10 protein-coding genes are annotated in these 16,729 nt (G+C 30.0%); 1 reads left to right on the top strand and 9 read right to left on the bottom strand.

Annotation, left to right across the window (positions count from 1 at the left end; all coding sequences use genetic code 11):
- Nucleotides 1-78: 78 nt before the first annotated feature.
- The 3 genes from GQF29_RS10990 to GQF29_RS10980 form a co-directional block, all read right to left on the bottom strand.
- Nucleotides 79-903: a PRD domain-containing protein gene (locus tag GQF29_RS10990; protein WP_008787371.1), complete on the bottom strand. Its 825-nt coding sequence runs from the start codon at nucleotides 901-903 to the stop codon at nucleotides 79-81.
- Nucleotides 904-913: 10 nt separating this feature from the next.
- A complete protein-coding gene (locus GQF29_RS18860) occupies nucleotides 914-1,045 on the bottom strand; it encodes a PTS sugar transporter subunit IIB (protein ID WP_017143926.1) in 132 nt (43 codons plus the stop codon).
- Between the two features lie 64 nt (nucleotides 1,046-1,109).
- Nucleotides 1,110-2,375 (bottom strand): PTS transporter subunit EIIC, encoded by a 1,266-nt coding sequence (locus tag GQF29_RS10980; protein ID WP_008787370.1) that lies wholly within the window; start codon nucleotides 2,373-2,375, stop codon nucleotides 1,110-1,112.
- 307 nt (nucleotides 2,376-2,682) lie between these two features.
- Between GQF29_RS10980 and GQF29_RS10975 the strand changes: the two genes are divergently transcribed.
- Complete coding sequence (locus GQF29_RS10975; RefSeq protein WP_008787369.1) at nucleotides 2,683-3,165, top strand: PTS sugar transporter subunit IIA; 483 nt, start codon at nucleotides 2,683-2,685, stop codon at nucleotides 3,163-3,165.
- A gap of 99 nt (nucleotides 3,166-3,264) precedes the next feature.
- Here the strand turns inward: GQF29_RS10975 and GQF29_RS10970 are convergent, their stop codons facing one another.
- From GQF29_RS10970 to GQF29_RS10945, 6 genes are all read right to left on the bottom strand, one after another.
- Nucleotides 3,265-5,883, bottom strand: a complete 2,619-nt coding sequence (locus GQF29_RS10970; protein WP_008787368.1) for a family 16 glycosylhydrolase — start codon at nucleotides 5,881-5,883, stop codon at nucleotides 3,265-3,267.
- 66 nt (nucleotides 5,884-5,949) lie between these two features.
- Entirely contained in the window at nucleotides 5,950-11,655 is a 5,706-nt protein-coding gene (locus GQF29_RS10965) for a glycoside hydrolase family 84 protein (protein ID WP_117598751.1), read from the bottom strand.
- 326 nt (nucleotides 11,656-11,981) lie between these two features.
- Nucleotides 11,982-13,961: an ABC transporter permease gene (locus tag GQF29_RS10960; protein ID WP_008787366.1), complete on the bottom strand. Its 1,980-nt coding sequence runs from the start codon at nucleotides 13,959-13,961 to the stop codon at nucleotides 11,982-11,984.
- Nucleotide 13,962: 1 nt separating this feature from the next.
- Complete coding sequence (locus tag GQF29_RS10955; protein ID WP_008787365.1) at nucleotides 13,963-14,721, bottom strand: ABC transporter ATP-binding protein; 759 nt, start codon at nucleotides 14,719-14,721, stop codon at nucleotides 13,963-13,965.
- 103 nt (nucleotides 14,722-14,824) lie between these two features.
- Nucleotides 14,825-15,808, bottom strand: a complete 984-nt coding sequence (locus GQF29_RS10950) for a sensor histidine kinase (RefSeq protein WP_008787364.1) — start codon at nucleotides 15,806-15,808, stop codon at nucleotides 14,825-14,827.
- Nucleotides 15,801-16,478 (bottom strand): response regulator transcription factor, encoded by a 678-nt coding sequence (locus GQF29_RS10945; protein WP_008787363.1) that lies wholly within the window; start codon nucleotides 16,476-16,478, stop codon nucleotides 15,801-15,803. The genes GQF29_RS10950 and GQF29_RS10945 overlap by 8 nt, the downstream gene beginning before the upstream one ends.
- Nucleotides 16,479-16,729 lie beyond the last annotated feature (251 nt).

The raw sequence follows: 16,729 nt of genomic DNA, 5'->3' as shown, positions 1-16,729 counted from the left end.
ACAATCCTTACGCCATTATGATAACCTTTCTAGCACTTCATTGTCAACAGTTTTTTCCATCTTTTGTAAATTGGAAAGTTATGTATTTTTACGAAGATGGATGCAAAGATATGTTTGTTCATCAGGCGACAAATTATAATCATATCTGTTTTTTATGAGTTTCACAATTCTATTAATACATAATGCTAAACGTGGATCTTCTTTTAGCATATCTCGAATATTAGCTGTTGTATCTTCAAATTGATTGTTTCGATTTCTAAATATTCTTTCTCCAAGATATTTTAAATGAATAGATATTCTTGAATAAGCTAATGAATCTTCCTGTAATTCTATTTTCATTGTTTTCTGAATTAATTCCAAAACTTCTTTTGTAAGTGTTAAAATTTTAATAGCATTATTCGATTTATTTGATAAAGAAAAATTAACAAGATGTAAAGCAATATAACCAGCTTCATCTTCATCTAACATCACACCAGTTTTTTTAGCAATCAGTCTTAAAGCCCATTGTCCAACTTGATACTCATTATTATAAAGAGTACGTGTTTCTGAAAGGATAATATTAGGTAAATAAACACCTTCTTGTTTGCGTTTAACAGCAAATGCTAAGTGATCACCAATTGCAATAAAAATTTCTCCACTAAAACTTGTATCCAAAACAGTTTCAGCCTTTTGAACAATTTCTTCAGTTATTTCAAAATATATAATAGGGATACTTTTCAAAGAATCCTCAATTCTTTTCTTTTGTTCATCTTGAAAAACATATATTTTTTCAATTTTCTTTTCATCAACAATATCCCCTACTTTTCTTTGAAAACCAACTCCTGATCCTGTTAATATAACATCTTGTCGATTTTCATTCAAAGCCACTACACTGTTATTATTAAAGACTTTTAATATGATCATGCTTTTCTCCTTACCCTAAAATATCATTCATAGAATCCACAATGAAATCAACTTGTGTTCCCACAATAAGCTGCAAATGAGTATTACCAATCTTCACAATCCCACTTACACCTGTAGATAGAATTTTTTCTTCATCAACCAAAGATATATCATTAAGTTGGACTCTTAACCTTGTAATACAGCTCTCAATTAAAACAATATTTTCTCTACCCCCCCAATGCTTCTACATAGATAATAGCAATATCATCATAATCATCAGTTTTTAAAACATCTTTATACTCATCTTTAGCAACCTGAAGTATTACCTCATCAGTTTCCCTACCCGGAGTCATTAGATTATATCGGATAATAATAAATCTAAAGAGTGAATAATAGATAATTCCACAAACAATACCTAAAGGAATTAACATAAAAATATTTTGTGAAAATGGGGCTTTGATACTTAATAAATAATCAATAAGTCCTGCTGAAAATCCGAAACCTGCTATCCAATGCATAGAAGCAGCAATAAAAACAAAAATACCAGTTAAAATAGCATGAATAACATATAAAACAGGTGCTACAAACATAAATGCAAATTCTAACGGTTCTGTAACACCAGTTAAGAATGATGCAAATGCTGCTGAGAATAAAATAGTTCCTACTTGTTTCTTTCGATCAGGTCGCGCGCATCTATACATTGCTAGTGCTGCACCCGGTAAACCGAACATCATAATTGGAAAAAAGCCTGCTTGATACATTCCTGTTATTCCCAATACTCCTCCTGATATAGTTCCCCAAAACTTACCAATATCGTTGATTCCTGCCATATCAAACCAAAAAACAGAATTTAATGCATGATGTAAGCCAGTTGGAATAAGCAAACGATTATAAAAACCATATAATCCAGCTCCAAATGGACCTAATCCTGATATTGTCTCACCAAATTGAATAAACAAATTAAAGCATGTTGGCCAAACAATCAATAACAAAAGACCTAAACCTAACATTGTTAAACTACAAATAATAGGAACAAATCTTTTACCTCCAAAAAAAGAGAGGGCTGTGGGTAATTTTATTTTAGAGAATTTGTTATAATGAAATGCACATATAAGTCCAACAAGAATACCTATAAAAGCATTTGAAGAATTCTCAAAAGCTATTGGAACTTGTTCTTCTGGGATATTCATAAATAATGAAACAGATTCAACTGAAAGCAAATGATTTAATAACACATATGATACAACAACACTAATAACAATCATTGGATCTTTTTCCTTAACCATCCCAATTCCAATTCCTACGGCAAATAAAATAGGAAGATTGTCTATAATGGCACTCCCTGATTCAATAAGAAATGCAGCAATAACATTATTTGAACCCCAGCCTATTGGATCAATCCAATAACCAATACCTTTTAAAATAGCTGCAATGGGCATCACTGAAACTGGTAACATTAATGATTTTCCTAATCGCTGCATATATCCCATCATTACTTATATCCATCCTTTACTTCATTTTAAAAATTCATAAATGTGTACGTTTTAAAACTTGCTAATAACTACTAAAAAATGTAAAATATTGTAGAGGGAATATTCTTTTTAGTTTAAATATGGAAGTTTTTTAAACTACACTTTAACGAACTTTTCATGTTTTCTTATAATAATGCTCATGTTTTAATTATTGACATATTTTTAAATTACAAGTAAAATAGAAGTAGTAATGTGACTATTCAATTAGGCATTAGTTGTTTTTTTAAGCAACTAATGCTTTTTTATATAAAAGAAAGGACTTTAAGAAATGAATTTTTTAGATAAACTCATACATAAAGATAATCATTCTATTTTAGCTGTAACTCATGGAAAAGTTCTGCATATTGAAAAAATACCTGATCATGCTTTCTCTAATCGTTTGATTGGAGATGGCTTAGCAATTGAAATTAACTCTCCCCATATTTATGCTCCTTGTACAGGAACCATTAATTCTATTGCTTCAACACGACATGCATTTACTATACTATTAGAAAATGGAGTTGAAATACTTGTTCATATTGGTCTCAACACATCAAAACCAAATGAACATGACTTTAATTATCATGTCAATGTAGGAGACCATATCACTCCTGACACACACATTCTGACACTGAGCCAACAATTTTTACATTCCCACCAATTTAAAGTTATCACACCTATTATCATATTAAATTCTCATGAGCATCCTATTAAAATAATGACAACATCTTCTTATACAAAGAAAGGAAAAACTCTTTTCACATATAAATAATTGAGAGTAAAAAGTTTCACTTTTTACTTTTTATTTTAAATATTATTGGAAAAAGGTTAGCGAAACTTGCCAACCTTAATCATATATAGTTATTACATATTATATTTTTTTATGTTTTTTACTCATAAAATAACCTAAAGCACCACTTATTATGAATAATCCAAACAAAGCTGTCACTTGTACTGAATCACCTGTTTGAGGTTGATTTGTTGATGGCTTATTTTGATTGTTTGATGTATCATTGATATTTGGTTTTGATGGATCGACTGGATTTGATGTTGATGCTTCAACTCCAAATTTGGCTGTTGCTTGTCCATCTGTAGATACAATTATTAATGTATGTTGTCCTTCTGATAATGTTTTTGTAAATTCAGGATGAAGAGTAATAATTGTACTTCCTTCTTTAACTGTATAATATTGACTGTCTAAAACCTTACCATCCAACAAGACTTCTTTAAACTTTTCGATAGATGCATTTGATCTAAAACTCACAGCTTCACCTGGTTGAACAGTTACTTCTTTACCGTCATTAATGATATATTTATCATCATTAGATTCTGGTGGTGTTACTGGTGGTTCAACATTTGGTTTCTTTTCTAATTGAGCAATAGCAGTATTTAAATTTTGAATAGCTGTTGCAACATCTTCTTTTGTAGCATCAGTTTTATTCATAATAGCTTGTGCTTTTTGAACTTCATTTTTTAGTAATGAAATACTGTCATCTGTATAAGTCTCTGATTGAATATAAGTTTCTGCTTTTTTCATAAGTTCTGATAAATTTGTTTTATCAGCTGAAACTAATTTTACACTTACAGTTGTAGAAGTGGTAAACCCATTTTGACTATAGTTAACTTTGAACTGATTTTGATATTGATTTAAAATTGTGTTTGGTTGTTCCCATGTCCAATTTTCTGGTAAACCAATTGTAGAAAGCGTTTCGCCATAAACACCAGTTAAAGTAAAGTCAGTTGGGAAGGTTCTTTCTTGAACAGTTAATTTCACTGTCTCTCTTGTATATTTACGAGGTGATACTGTTAAATCATCTGGTATAGCAGTATAGTATAATGTATATTCACCTGGATCAAGAATTGCTAATTTATCTTTATTAGCATCACTATTGATTACAAGATGAACACTTGAATTTCCTGCATCGTTATCAAAAAATGAATCATCATCAATAGAATAATCTACATGATATCCTTCAGATGCACTGACATTCGCTAATAAATCTGGAATATCACCCTGTTGCATTGTTATATTTTGAGTTCCATTTAATTTAGGAGCATTTGCATAATATTCTGCAGCATCTGCCTTTTGCTGATCAGTTTGTCCATAATAAACATAATCAACATCATAAGTTGTTCCTGCCAAATTTGTTCCTACTTCACCTGGCCAAGCACCACCCATTGCAAGGTTAAATTGAATATATTGTGGTTTGTCTAACGCATCAACAGCAGCTTGATCATCGCTATAATCTACAGTTCTGACGATTTGATCATCGACATACCATTCCATTTTGCCTTTTGTCCAATTCAATCCAAAAATGTGATAATCATCATTAAAGTTTCCAGAAGGAATAGTATATGCAGTTCCATTTCCAGCATATTTTCCATTATCGGCACTTCCACCTTCTACACTACTATAATGTAATGTTTGATAAACTGTTCTATTTCTAGCACTTCCATCTGATCCATCACCAATTAATTCCATAATATCAACTTCTCCACAACTAGGCCACCCATGTCCTTGTGCGTCATTAATGACACCATCCAATGTAAAATCAGATCCTAATGTCCAAAATGCTGGGAAAACACCTTTTCCTTTCGGTAATTTCGCTTTTGTTTCAAAACGTCCATACAAGTATTGTTTATTATCATGAGTACGAATACTTCCTGAATTGTAAATAACTTGTCTTCCACCAACATTATATTGAGACTCAACAGGTCTATCAGTTGCTTTAATTGTTAATTTTCCATCTTTGACATAAACATTTTCATCACTACGAACATAATGTTGCTGTTCTAAGCCACGGATATGACCTAATTCATAATCCCATTTTATTGTATCTAGAGATGTTCCATTGAAATCATCCCACCAAGTGATATCATAAGTTTCATCTGGTTCTTCTGCACCAACTTTTGTTAATGTAACATCATCTAGATATGCAGAAGAATTTTTCAAGGCTTCATTAGCATTTTCAGCCCATCTATCCATACCAACAATAAAGTTAGTCATATCACCACTATTAAACTCGATAATCGCTTCTTGCCATTCTGCAGTTGTTGAAACAATAGTATCTTGATCAACATTACTAGGATTATCTAATGTTCCACTTTTAATGACTAATGCTGCCGTTGAATCTTGGGCTGTACTGATAATTTTAATTTTTCCTTTAAGAATATAATCAGTATTTTTTTCAAGCGTTACAGCTTGCCAAATATGACCATTGGCATGACTATCAGTGTTTGGTTTGATTTTTCCAGAATAGTTTCCTTTAACATGACTATCACTACTAACCTCTGCACTGACCAAAGATGTCCAATTCGCTGTGCCCTTTTCAAAGTCTCCATTTTGAATTAAGCGATTACGCTGTAACTCAATAAGGTCATACTCTGGTCCCGTTAAAGCATGTACATCAGAGAGACTTGGAGTAGCTGTAACAACAGTTCCTGCAATTAATAATGATGTTAATATTAGTTTTGTTACTTTCCCTTTCATAATTTTCCTCCTCTTTAATTATGAATGGTATTGGCATTTTGTTTTTAAAATGCCAATACACAAACTTTATCCATTCTTTTCTTTTTTCTTTCTTAATAAATAAATCCCACATCCTGCAATAGTCATTGTCAACATCATAGGTAAAATATATGTTGAATCACCAGTTAAAGCAGATTGACTTGACTTTGTTAATCCTTGAATAGCTTGATATAAGTCTTTCGCATATTGATCAACAACACTCTGCTCAAGAATTGTTTTATTATAAACAATTCTTCCTAATACTTTATTTAAATTTGCAACTGAATCACTATTATATGAAGATAAATCTGATGGAATTTTAGAAATTAAATCTTTAATTTGACTATAGTCAGCATCTTTATATTTGAGTGAATCTGTATATTTCTCTAAATTTTGTTTTGCTTTCATAAAATCTTCTAAAGAGACATCTTTAGGTAATTTCATAAATTGGTCATATGCATTCTTATATGCTTGATAACTATTAACAGTATAGTCATGAGAATCTTTTAATTTTAAATCTTGAAGATATGCTACATATTCTTTTGAACCACTTACTTTTAAGGATTGAATAGCATTTGTTAAAGCATCATATGCATTTTTAACTGTTCTTGCATCTCCATCCTTCATTGCTTTCTTTGCATTTTCAATAGCCTTTTCTACTTCGACATAAGTTAAAGATGTATATTTATCTTTATCTAATCCCTCTGCTTCTTGAATACGTTCTTTTAAAGCAACAATAGACACTAAACTATTTTTAGCTTTTGTAATTTTTTCAATATATTCTTTTTGCTGTTGTAGAGTCGGATTAACAAGAGCCTGTGCTTCATCAACAACTGCTTTAAAATCATTGTATGATTTTTCAGTATAATTTTCTTGTTTGATTTTTAAAGCTTCTTTAATAACATCATTTAACTGATCAGATACAAGTACCAATTGATTCTTCTTTTCAATAATGAGATTGAGTTGTGTTGCTACAGTTTCTTTTGTCCCAGAAACCAATAATTGCTTCCCAACTTCAACTGCATCTTTATAAGCTCTATAAGAATCTTCTGTATACAATTGACTATCATAATTATTAAATTCATTAATCACTGCTTTTAACTCTGTAATGTCTGCTAAAGCTGTTTTTGCAGTTTGAAATGCTGTATTTAATGTTTTCATATCTGCTGGTGTTATACGATCAGCTTGAGATGTTGCCACTTTATCTTTTGTAATTGCATTATTTAATGCTGTTTTTGCAGTTATATAATTTTGGTATGAATCTTTAGCATAATTAGATTCAACTAGAGTTGTGTCATCTAATATTGCTAATTCTGCCTTTTCTCTCTCTATTGATGAATATTCTAATGAATTTTTAGCATTTTTAATATCTTGTACAAATTGATGAGCCTGTTCAACAGAAATATTATCTTTATCATTAAAAGCAGATTTTGCATCATTTATACTATTTTGATATTCCATAAATGAATTAACTGTGTAATCATTTTGTTGAATAGATGTTGCTTCATTAACTAATGACTCTAATTCACTTAAATCAGCTTTTTGTAATGCAGTATCAATTGCATTTTGTAAGACTGCCACTGCACTATCAATAATATCCTGTGATGCATAATCGCTATTCTTTAATTCTTCAGCAATCTTTTTTGCATTATTGAAAGCAGTCATACTATCTGTTGTCCAACCGCTCTTAGCAGTTTCTTTTAAAATATTATTTAATGCTGTTTTATCAACTGAAATATTTGTTCCTTGTCTTGTTAAGATTTCAGCAATTTCAGGAATTTTATCTTGCCATGAAATTTCTATAGAGAGTAATTTTTTCCCTGTTGGAATAATAAATTCATTGATAGCTTGATTTAATTTACCAACTTCAACCGTTTCTGTTGTTCCTCTTATGATATCACTATAGAATGTGGCTTTTACTGATGCACCTGTTGTTTCACCATTTTGAATAATTCTAAATGAAGTTAAACCATCAGGTCTAGATACATAATATGTCATTGAAGAATTTGCTAATGAAGATTTATAAGTTGTTGTTAAGTCTTCATCTCCCATATAACTTGGCTGATGCCCACGTTCTTCTAATGCACCAACATATTGTGGATTATTTTCAACTGGTATATATTCACCTCGATTAACCATAATCTCATTAATAACAATTGAACGTTGAGGATAATCAACAGTCATAAGGATACGTAAATAACGCCCTTTTATATTCAAATGATCACTGCCTGCATATACATAATTAGGATAGTTAGAATCATTATTTGTAAATGTTTCTCTAGCAGTAGAGTTAGGATCAGTATCTTGAATTCCATCACCAATTGTAAATAAATCATTCCAGTTGACCAAATCAGTAGAGAGTTGGACTTTTGCATCTCTAATATAATCATTTTGAGAATCAAGTGTATAAATTCTTAAAGAATTCATATCAATCTCTTGTCCTAAATCATAGATAATATATTGACCATTCATTGGTCTTCCACCTATTTTATTTGTTGTTCCCATATTTCCATCAAAAGCTGCACCATTATTTCTTGTATCTCCCCAATTGGCAATAGCTGCAATATCTGAAGAATGGAATTGCATTGGCAAAATTTCATGGTATGTAACTTTAAATTCATTGATTGTTATATTGAGAGCAGATGACCCTGTATTGATGAAACGAACAAAACAAGCATCCTCATTTTGTACTCCAGTTGTCACATCAGTCCAAATGATTCCATTTTTTGAAACCTGAAGTTTTAATGCTGAATTATTGCCAGTATAATTCAATACTATCTGATCTAAATTTTTTATATTTTTGAATTGTACACCAATATATTCTTGTGCATTTAATGTCATATTTCCTGATGTTAAGGCAACACCATGTTCCAAAGTATTTGATAAGAGTGTTGTTTCAGTATTTGTATAAACATAATCTTTAACACCTGCTTCAACAGATATTTCTTTAACCTGCCACCATGTTGTTAAATTTTCTGTTGAAACAATTTTAATGCCTTTTGCTTTCACTTGAGTACCAGTAATCTTAATCTCTTCACCTGCACCAGTAAAAGTGTTCCAATCATGCCAATTTCCATCAGTGTCCTGATACATGACTTTTCCATTTGAAACACGGTCTCCACTTCCTTGATTTAAAGTCACTGACATGACTTCAACTTCTTTATTAAATGAAACAACAACTGCATCATCTGTTTGAATATTTCCATTTTCTGCTTGAGTATCACTAGCTAACCACGCCATTGTTCCTAAATCGCCATCAACCATATATTCTATTTTATTATTTTTCGCTGCTGCATTAATGCTATTATGAGTCGCAACTCTTAGCCCATGTTCTAATGAAGCAGTCAGTTTAAGTTCATTTGTATTTTCTGTTCCTGAATTAACCAAATTCACTTGGAATTCTCCCAATCTCCACCAAATTGCCTTATATTCCAAATTACGAATACGAACATATCTTGCTGATAAAGAAGCAGGTATTGTTTGTTCTGTCTGTTCTGCCAAATCATCTAATTTTGTCCAATTGACCTTATCTTGACTATATTCGACTACCGCTTTACTTAAGATATCCCCTTGCTTCGTCATTCCCTGTGCAATATATACTGATTCAATATCTTGAACAGAACCGATATCTAATGTGACAGTTGCTCCAACTGGCATTGCATTGGCATTTATTGCTTTAAAATGTGTTTCTGTTTCCTTATTACCATCAAGAGCATCTGCTAATGAACCTTGTGCAACAACAATATCATTAGAAATTTCAAGACTTAAGTTCACTTCTCCTTTTTTATCAGGATTTGCAATCATTTCTACTTGTTGTGAAGTATATTCATCTAAAGCTTTTATAAATGGAACAATACGTTGAACTCCTACTTCAGCATATTGATAATGATCTCTATACCATAATGCATGAGTTCTAGAATTTGCAAATAACTTTTGACCATTTGAATATTGATTTAAAAGTGTTGTACTATCACCTTCTATATTAGCTTTTACTGCTTTTAAATAAGCGATTGCAGATCCTGCTGTATCATCCCAACAATCTAACCAATATACAATTTGTTCTTTAATCCTTTGATTTCCACTATTTCTATAGATTTGAGAAGCTTTTGCAAGAGTCTCAAACTCTTGAATAAGTTCATTAACCTGCTCAACTGTAGCTGTATGAGAATTTAATGCACTTTTTAATGCATCTAGTTTTGGTTTCAGTTCAACAGATTCATCTAGCGGTGTAACTGGATTATCTCCCCCAATCATATTCTGATTAATCATATGTTTAGATAATTCACGTAATGCTTTTGATGATTGTGTTGTCAATGATGAATTGTGATCTACATATTGGAATGAATCATTCCAAATTTCATCAGCCTCTGCTTTTGATTGCCAAATATTCCATGAATAACAAGCATTCCCAAAAATTGCAACCTTACTAGGTTCAGACTGTTGCATTGGATTTAAGACAATACCTTCTACTTTACTAGGATTGACACCTGGATGTAAAAAAGTATCATATCCTCCCATAATTAAATGATTTTTAGAATTATCTGTACATGGCCAGTTAATCCATAAGTAAGGACCTCTTCCTACTGTATTCATGAAAGAATTTGTAAAATTTTCAGATGCTTCACCAAAAACTTGACCACCAGTCATGATAATTTGTACATTATCAGGAAAATCTGAAAAATATGATTGTCCCCAACCCATATACTCTTGAACACAGAATGGTAAAGTCAACTTAAGATCAGGATAAGTTTTCTGTTTTTCCTTCAACCAATCAGTCATATCATTTAACATCTTTATATAATTACTACCCCCTACATTAGGAGCATCATCTGCTAAAATAGCAATTTGTCTCACACCAGCATCAATAACTTGTGCAAATTTATCTTGCATGACTTTTAAATCCGCTTCATAATTTGCATCATGACGAAGAGGATTAGGATGCGTAGCATCTTTCATATAGGGATGTAAAGCATAAACAAAACGACACTTTGATTCATTTCCAGCTTGAGCAAGTGGTTTAATCATTGTTTCAATTTCTTGATCTGTATATAAATCACGCCAGTTTGCATTATGTTTAGGATCATCTTTAGGTGCATAGAAATATGAGTTTAATTTATAATAACCACTCCATCTCATTAATTCTGATCTATCTTCAACTGACCATGGATTTCCATAATAACCTTCTATAAATCCACGACTGACAACATCAGCATAGTCTTCAACTTCAAAATTACGAATTGTACGCCCTTCTAACTGATTAAACACATGATATAAAGTTGTTAATCCATAAAAAGCAGCATCTGTATCTTTTCCTAAGATAATCACTGTGCCATTATCAACCTTTAAAAAATAAGAATCTGTCTTATCAAATAAATTATTTCCAACAGAATAATTATTCTTTACATAATTATCAACATATCCATTAGAGTCTTTAATTCCAATAAGTATATTTGTTACTTTTTGTTCACTCTTTTCATTATCTATTAACTCATCAGATGTTAAAATTGATAAGCCTTTGATATCAGTCACTTCTTTTAAACGTGACTTTGTATATGAATCAATATCATTTTCATATACAACATTGACTTTTTCTCTTAAAATAAAATCACTATTTTCATAAGTTATCTTATGTGGTTTAGGATATATTTCGTATTCTGGCATCGCTGCATAAACAGATCCCACTTGTGAAAATAAACCTATGACCATTGCCATACTTGCTATGACTGCAAAAAATTTCTTTCCAAACTGTTTCATTTTTTCGCCTCCCATTTTTTACAAAAAGAAAAGACCCCAAAAGAATATACCAAAAAGTATTTCTTTTGAGGTCTTGCCTAATTGAATAGTAACAATCCTTGTTATGCCTTTATTATATCATTAAGCATTTCATTGTCAATAATATTTTACTAATTTTATATTGCAGTTAAGTAAATTTATAATTACTTTTTTACTAAAACTAAAGTCTATTAGCATTATTTTATATCAATACATATGTACAGTTTTTCTCTACAGAAATAATCCTTTTAATAAGAACAATCACGCATTAAAAAAGACATAATCAAAATGACTATGCCTCTATATCATTAATGTCTTACTATTTTATAATAAGTTCTTGCTGTTAAAATATAAACTATACTATAAAGAATAGCTAATATGACAATCGAAATGATTGTACAAGTAATAAACAATCCTTCACCAGAAGCTATTAAGTAACCAAACATTTTCATAATCATCTTGAATGCAAATGACATATGAATGACTGCGACAACAAGTGGCAGGAAGAAGAAAATTAAGACTTGTGAACGAATTGTCTGTTTCACTTCTTTTTTACTCATACCAACATTCTGCATAATCTCAAATCGCCTTTGATCCTCATAACCTTCAGATAATTGTTTATAATACATAATTAATATTGCTGCCATCAAGAATAATAGTCCTAAGAATAATCCTAAGAAGAATAAACTTCCATAAGAATCATTAAACATATTTTCCATTTCATATTGTGAAGAGGTAAAAATTGTATAATCTTCAGTAGTCTTTTCACTTTGAACAATATCTTGAATAACTTCTTCAGCAACTTTTGCATCTGCTTTATTTTGATAATCAATTGACATATACTCTATCGGTTGAACTTGATCTTCTAAAGCAAATAAGATGTCCTTTAAAGTTTTTTCATCTTTTAAGACAATCCCAGTTAATTGAGCACTTTTTGAAAATTCTGTTTCTAAGAAATATTTATCTTGAACTTCAGATTTCACATGAACAGTTTTTTCATTAATCTTCATTTGGTTTGGTAATTTCTCAAAATTAGAATGAACAAGAACCTCATTTTCCTTTAAAGTTTCATTCTTATGATAAGCACGATTATATTCCTCTAAAGTCATTGCTGAAAAGCTTTTGAAATCTCTAGCATCACTACCTTCACCAGTTATATATTCACCATCTTTTTGATTGTAAGAAATTTCATAAATCGAACGCGTGACAAATGCTGTAGTCTTAATATCTTTTGCTTTTAAGTTATCTTGAATTTTAGCATAGAGTGTACTTAATTCTTGTTTTGAAGGTAATTTTCCTTCTGAATAAGGGTTAATTTTCATTACAAAGTCTTCATCCTGAAGAATTTGAACAGTGTCTTTGACACCTAAGTATAATGTCACAGTTGAAGAAATCATAACGAGGATACATGTACATAAAATACAGATACTTGCTAAACCAACTGCATTTTGTTTCATACGATAGACCATTTGTGAAACAGATGTAAAATGTCTTGTTTTATAATAAAAACGTTTGTTTTTCTTTAACATCTTTAAAATCACAATTGAACCTGCAGTAAATAGGCAGTATGTTCCAATAATAACCAATACCACAGCAACAAAGAATAACGTTAATGCATCCATTGGATCTTCAATTGTTTGTGCAAGATAATATCCTCCACCCAATGTTAAGATTCCTACTAAAGTCAATAACCATTTTGTTTTTGGTTCTTTTTCACCATGTTCTCCACCACGTAATAACTCTATCGGATTTGCCAATTTAATCTGAATAACATTAAATAGATACGCTATGAAGAAAATTGCACCATAAACTATGACAGTTAAGAAAATAGTTGATTGTGGAATTTCAAAAGTGATAGCAGTTTGAATATGAGATAAATTGACTAACAATAAGAACATCAGTTTACTAAACAATGCTCCAAACAAAACACCAAAAATAAGTGATGTTAATGTAGTAAGAATTGTTTCACAAGCCATCATAATCATGACATGTTTCTTTTCCATACCAAGAATATTATATAGTGCAATTTCTTTTTTTCTTCTTTTAATTAAGAAACTATTCACATAAAAGAGAAAGATAACTGAGAAAATCATAACAACCCAAGAACCAAGCATTAAAACAACAGGGGCTGTAGAACTGGTATCTCTTAAACTTTGATTGACTGCTAAACTATGAATAACATAGAACATCATAACAGTAAAAGTACTTGTTAATAAATAAGGAAGATAAATCTTAGCATTTTTCTTAATATTTGATAATGCTAAGCGAGAATAAAAGAATTTCTTCATTTTATTTTCCTCCTGTCGCAAGTAATGTTAATGTATCTGAAATACTTTGATACATTTGTTCGTTGGTTTGATTTCCTCTATAGATTTGATGAAAAACTTGTCCATCTCTAATAAATAAAACTCTTTTTGCATAACTTGCTGCTTTGGTACTATGTGTAACCATAACAATTGTTTGACCTTCTTCATTAATTTGATCAAAAATATCTAATAATTGATCTGTGGATTTAGAATCTAATGCACCTGTTGGTTCATCTGCTAAAACTATCTGTGGATGAGTAATTAAGGCTCTTGCAACAGCAACTCTTTGTTTTTGTCCTCCAGAAATTTCATAAGGATATTTTTCAAGTAACTCCTGAATACCGAGTTTTGGTGCTAAAACTTTAAGTTTTTGTTTCATAACTGGATATGATTCTTTTGATAACACTAATGGTAAAAAGATATTATCTTTAATTGAAAATGTATCTAATAAATTAAAATCCTGAAATACAAAACCTAAATTCTTTCTTCTAAATTGAGAAATTTCTTTTTCTTTAATACGTGTAATATCTTTACCATTTAATAAAACTTCCCCACTGGTTGGTTTATCAAGAGAGGCTAATATATTTAATAATGTTGTTTTCCCACTTCCTGATTCACCCATAATTGCAACATATTCTCCTTCTTCAACACTAAAAGAGACATTGGATAAAGCTTGGACCTGTTGATTAGAAAAACGTGTCGTATAAACTTTCTTTAAATTTTTAACTTCTAAAATTGACATATAAATCGTCCTCCTTTGTACATCTTTAGTTTATGAAAAAAAGGAAATCCGTACCATAGATTATCCTTACAATTTCTTATTTCATCCTTACATTGATGTAAGTTTACTCAACCTGCAATTTATCAACATGAAAATTAATAGCAACGACTGTTCCTTTACCCAAAGTTGACTCAATAGATATTTGATAACCCAGATTATGAATAATCTGTTGACATAAGTATAACCCTAATCCACTTGCCTTTTTATCTACTCTTCCATTATGACCAGTAAATCCTTTTTCAAACACACGTGGTAAATCCTCAGGTTTTATCCCTATACCTGTATCTTCTATATAAAGCACTTCATCTTTTTCATAAATGTGAATCATTCCTTCTTTGGTATATTTTAATGCATTAGATAGAATCTGTTCAATTACAAATGAAATCCATTTTTCATCTGTAAGTATTGTTCTTTGAATAGGCTCTTTATTTAATTTAATTTTCTTTTGAATAAAAAATGTTGCTTGTTTCTTAATGACTTCATTTAAAATAGGATCTAATGCATATTCTTTTATACTTAAATCTGATGACATATGATCAATCTTGATATAATGTAAAACCATATCAACATACTGTTCAATTTTAAATATCTGTAACAATAGATCATTTTGGGGTTCTTCTTGTAATTGAACTAATAAACGTAAAGCTGATATAGGTGTTTTGATTTGATGAACCCACAATGTAAAATAATCTAACATATCATGATAATGATCATCATTTTGATTTTGTAATTCTTTATGTAAATGATCAACTTTCGTTAATAATTCATGATAGTATTCTTCAATTGCAGTTCGTGGTAATGGCAAATCAGACATATAAATATTATCTAACGATAAGATATATTCAAGCTGTGTCCTCTGTTTATAAAACCTATAGAAATCTATCACAGTATAAATAACTAAGAGTGATAAACTTAAGATTGCAGCATAATTAATAGCATCTAACAATGCATTATATAGAAACAATATGAAATAAAAAATACCAATAATTAAGAAAGAATAGATATAAAACTGTTTACGATAACACAAATAATCCCATAGCTTATTCATAATAGAGCTTATATCCTAAACCTTTTTTCGTTTGAATCAAAGAATCAAAGCCAAAATCATCTAATTTCTTTCTTAATCTATTCATATTGACACTTAAAGTATTATCATCAACAAATTGATCACTTTGCCATAAAGCAATCATTAAATCATCTCTAGAAACAAATGTTTCTGATTTTTCAAATAACATTTGCATAATCTTCAGTTCATTTTTTGTAAGTTCAATGATTTGAATTTGATAAGATATTGTTGCTTCTAAAATATTCAACACCAAATCCTTATAAGTTAATATATGAAATTGTTTTGAAAAAGAATAAGTTCTTCTTAATATTGCTTGAATCTTAGCAGTTAAAACATTTAAATCAAACGGTTTATTAATAAAATCATCTGCTCCCATATTCATTGCCATAACAATATTCATATTTTCATTTGTTGAAGAAATAAAAATGATTGGCACTTCTGAAACTTTGCGAATCTCTTGACACCAATGATAACCATTATAATAAGGTAAAGAAATATCTAAGAGAACTAAGGCAGGTTGTTCTTTCATAAAAATATCCATAATATTTTCAAAATCTTCAATAACATAAACATCGTAATTCCATTTTTCTAAATGTTTTTTTAATGTTGATGAAATGATTTCATCATCTTCAACTATCATAATTTTTTGCATGGTTCTCACCTCATTGCTTAGTATACCATAATTTATCCAAATACTTTGTAATTTTTTTATTCTTCAAATATGTTTATGTATATTTAAGTTTTGGTGAATTTAATATTGATTTTATAGATGAAATTATAAAAAATTATTGTGAAATTATCTCTACCACCATAATCAAAGAAAAAAGAATCATTTTCGTTTTGCTTAGCATGATTAACGAATTGATTCTTTTATTCAATCATTTATAACAATCTCATATTAAT

The organism is Coprobacillus cateniformis (assembly GCF_009767585.1).
Lineage (GTDB): Bacteria > Bacillota_I > Bacilli_A > Erysipelotrichales > Coprobacillaceae > Coprobacillus > Coprobacillus cateniformis.
This window is presented reverse-complemented; position numbering and strand designations above follow the sequence as displayed.

What these genes read in the sequence shown, in the direction of transcription:
- GQF29_RS10990 (WP_008787371.1), bottom strand. Translation starts at nt 903, where the DNA reads ATGATCATATTAAAAGTCTTTAATAATAACAGTGTAGTGGCTTTGAAT.
- GQF29_RS10980 (WP_008787370.1), bottom strand. Translation starts at nt 2,375, where the DNA reads ATGATGGGATATATGCAGCGATTAGGAAAATCATTAATGTTACCAGTT.
- GQF29_RS10975 (WP_008787369.1), top strand. Translation starts at nt 2,683, where the DNA reads ATGAATTTTTTAGATAAACTCATACATAAAGATAATCATTCTATTTTA.
- GQF29_RS10970 (WP_008787368.1), bottom strand. Translation starts at nt 5,883, where the DNA reads ATGAAAGGGAAAGTAACAAAACTAATATTAACATCATTATTAATTGCA.
- GQF29_RS10965 (WP_117598751.1), bottom strand. Translation starts at nt 11,655, where the DNA reads ATGAAACAGTTTGGAAAGAAATTTTTTGCAGTCATAGCAAGTATGGCA.
- GQF29_RS10960 (WP_008787366.1), bottom strand. Translation starts at nt 13,961, where the DNA reads ATGAAGAAATTCTTTTATTCTCGCTTAGCATTATCAAATATTAAGAAA.
- GQF29_RS10955 (WP_008787365.1), bottom strand. Translation starts at nt 14,721, where the DNA reads ATGTCAATTTTAGAAGTTAAAAATTTAAAGAAAGTTTATACGACACGT.
- GQF29_RS10950 (WP_008787364.1), bottom strand. Translation starts at nt 15,808, where the DNA reads ATGAATAAGCTATGGGATTATTTGTGTTATCGTAAACAGTTTTATATC.
- GQF29_RS10945 (WP_008787363.1), bottom strand. Translation starts at nt 16,478, where the DNA reads ATGCAAAAAATTATGATAGTTGAAGATGATGAAATCATTTCATCAACA.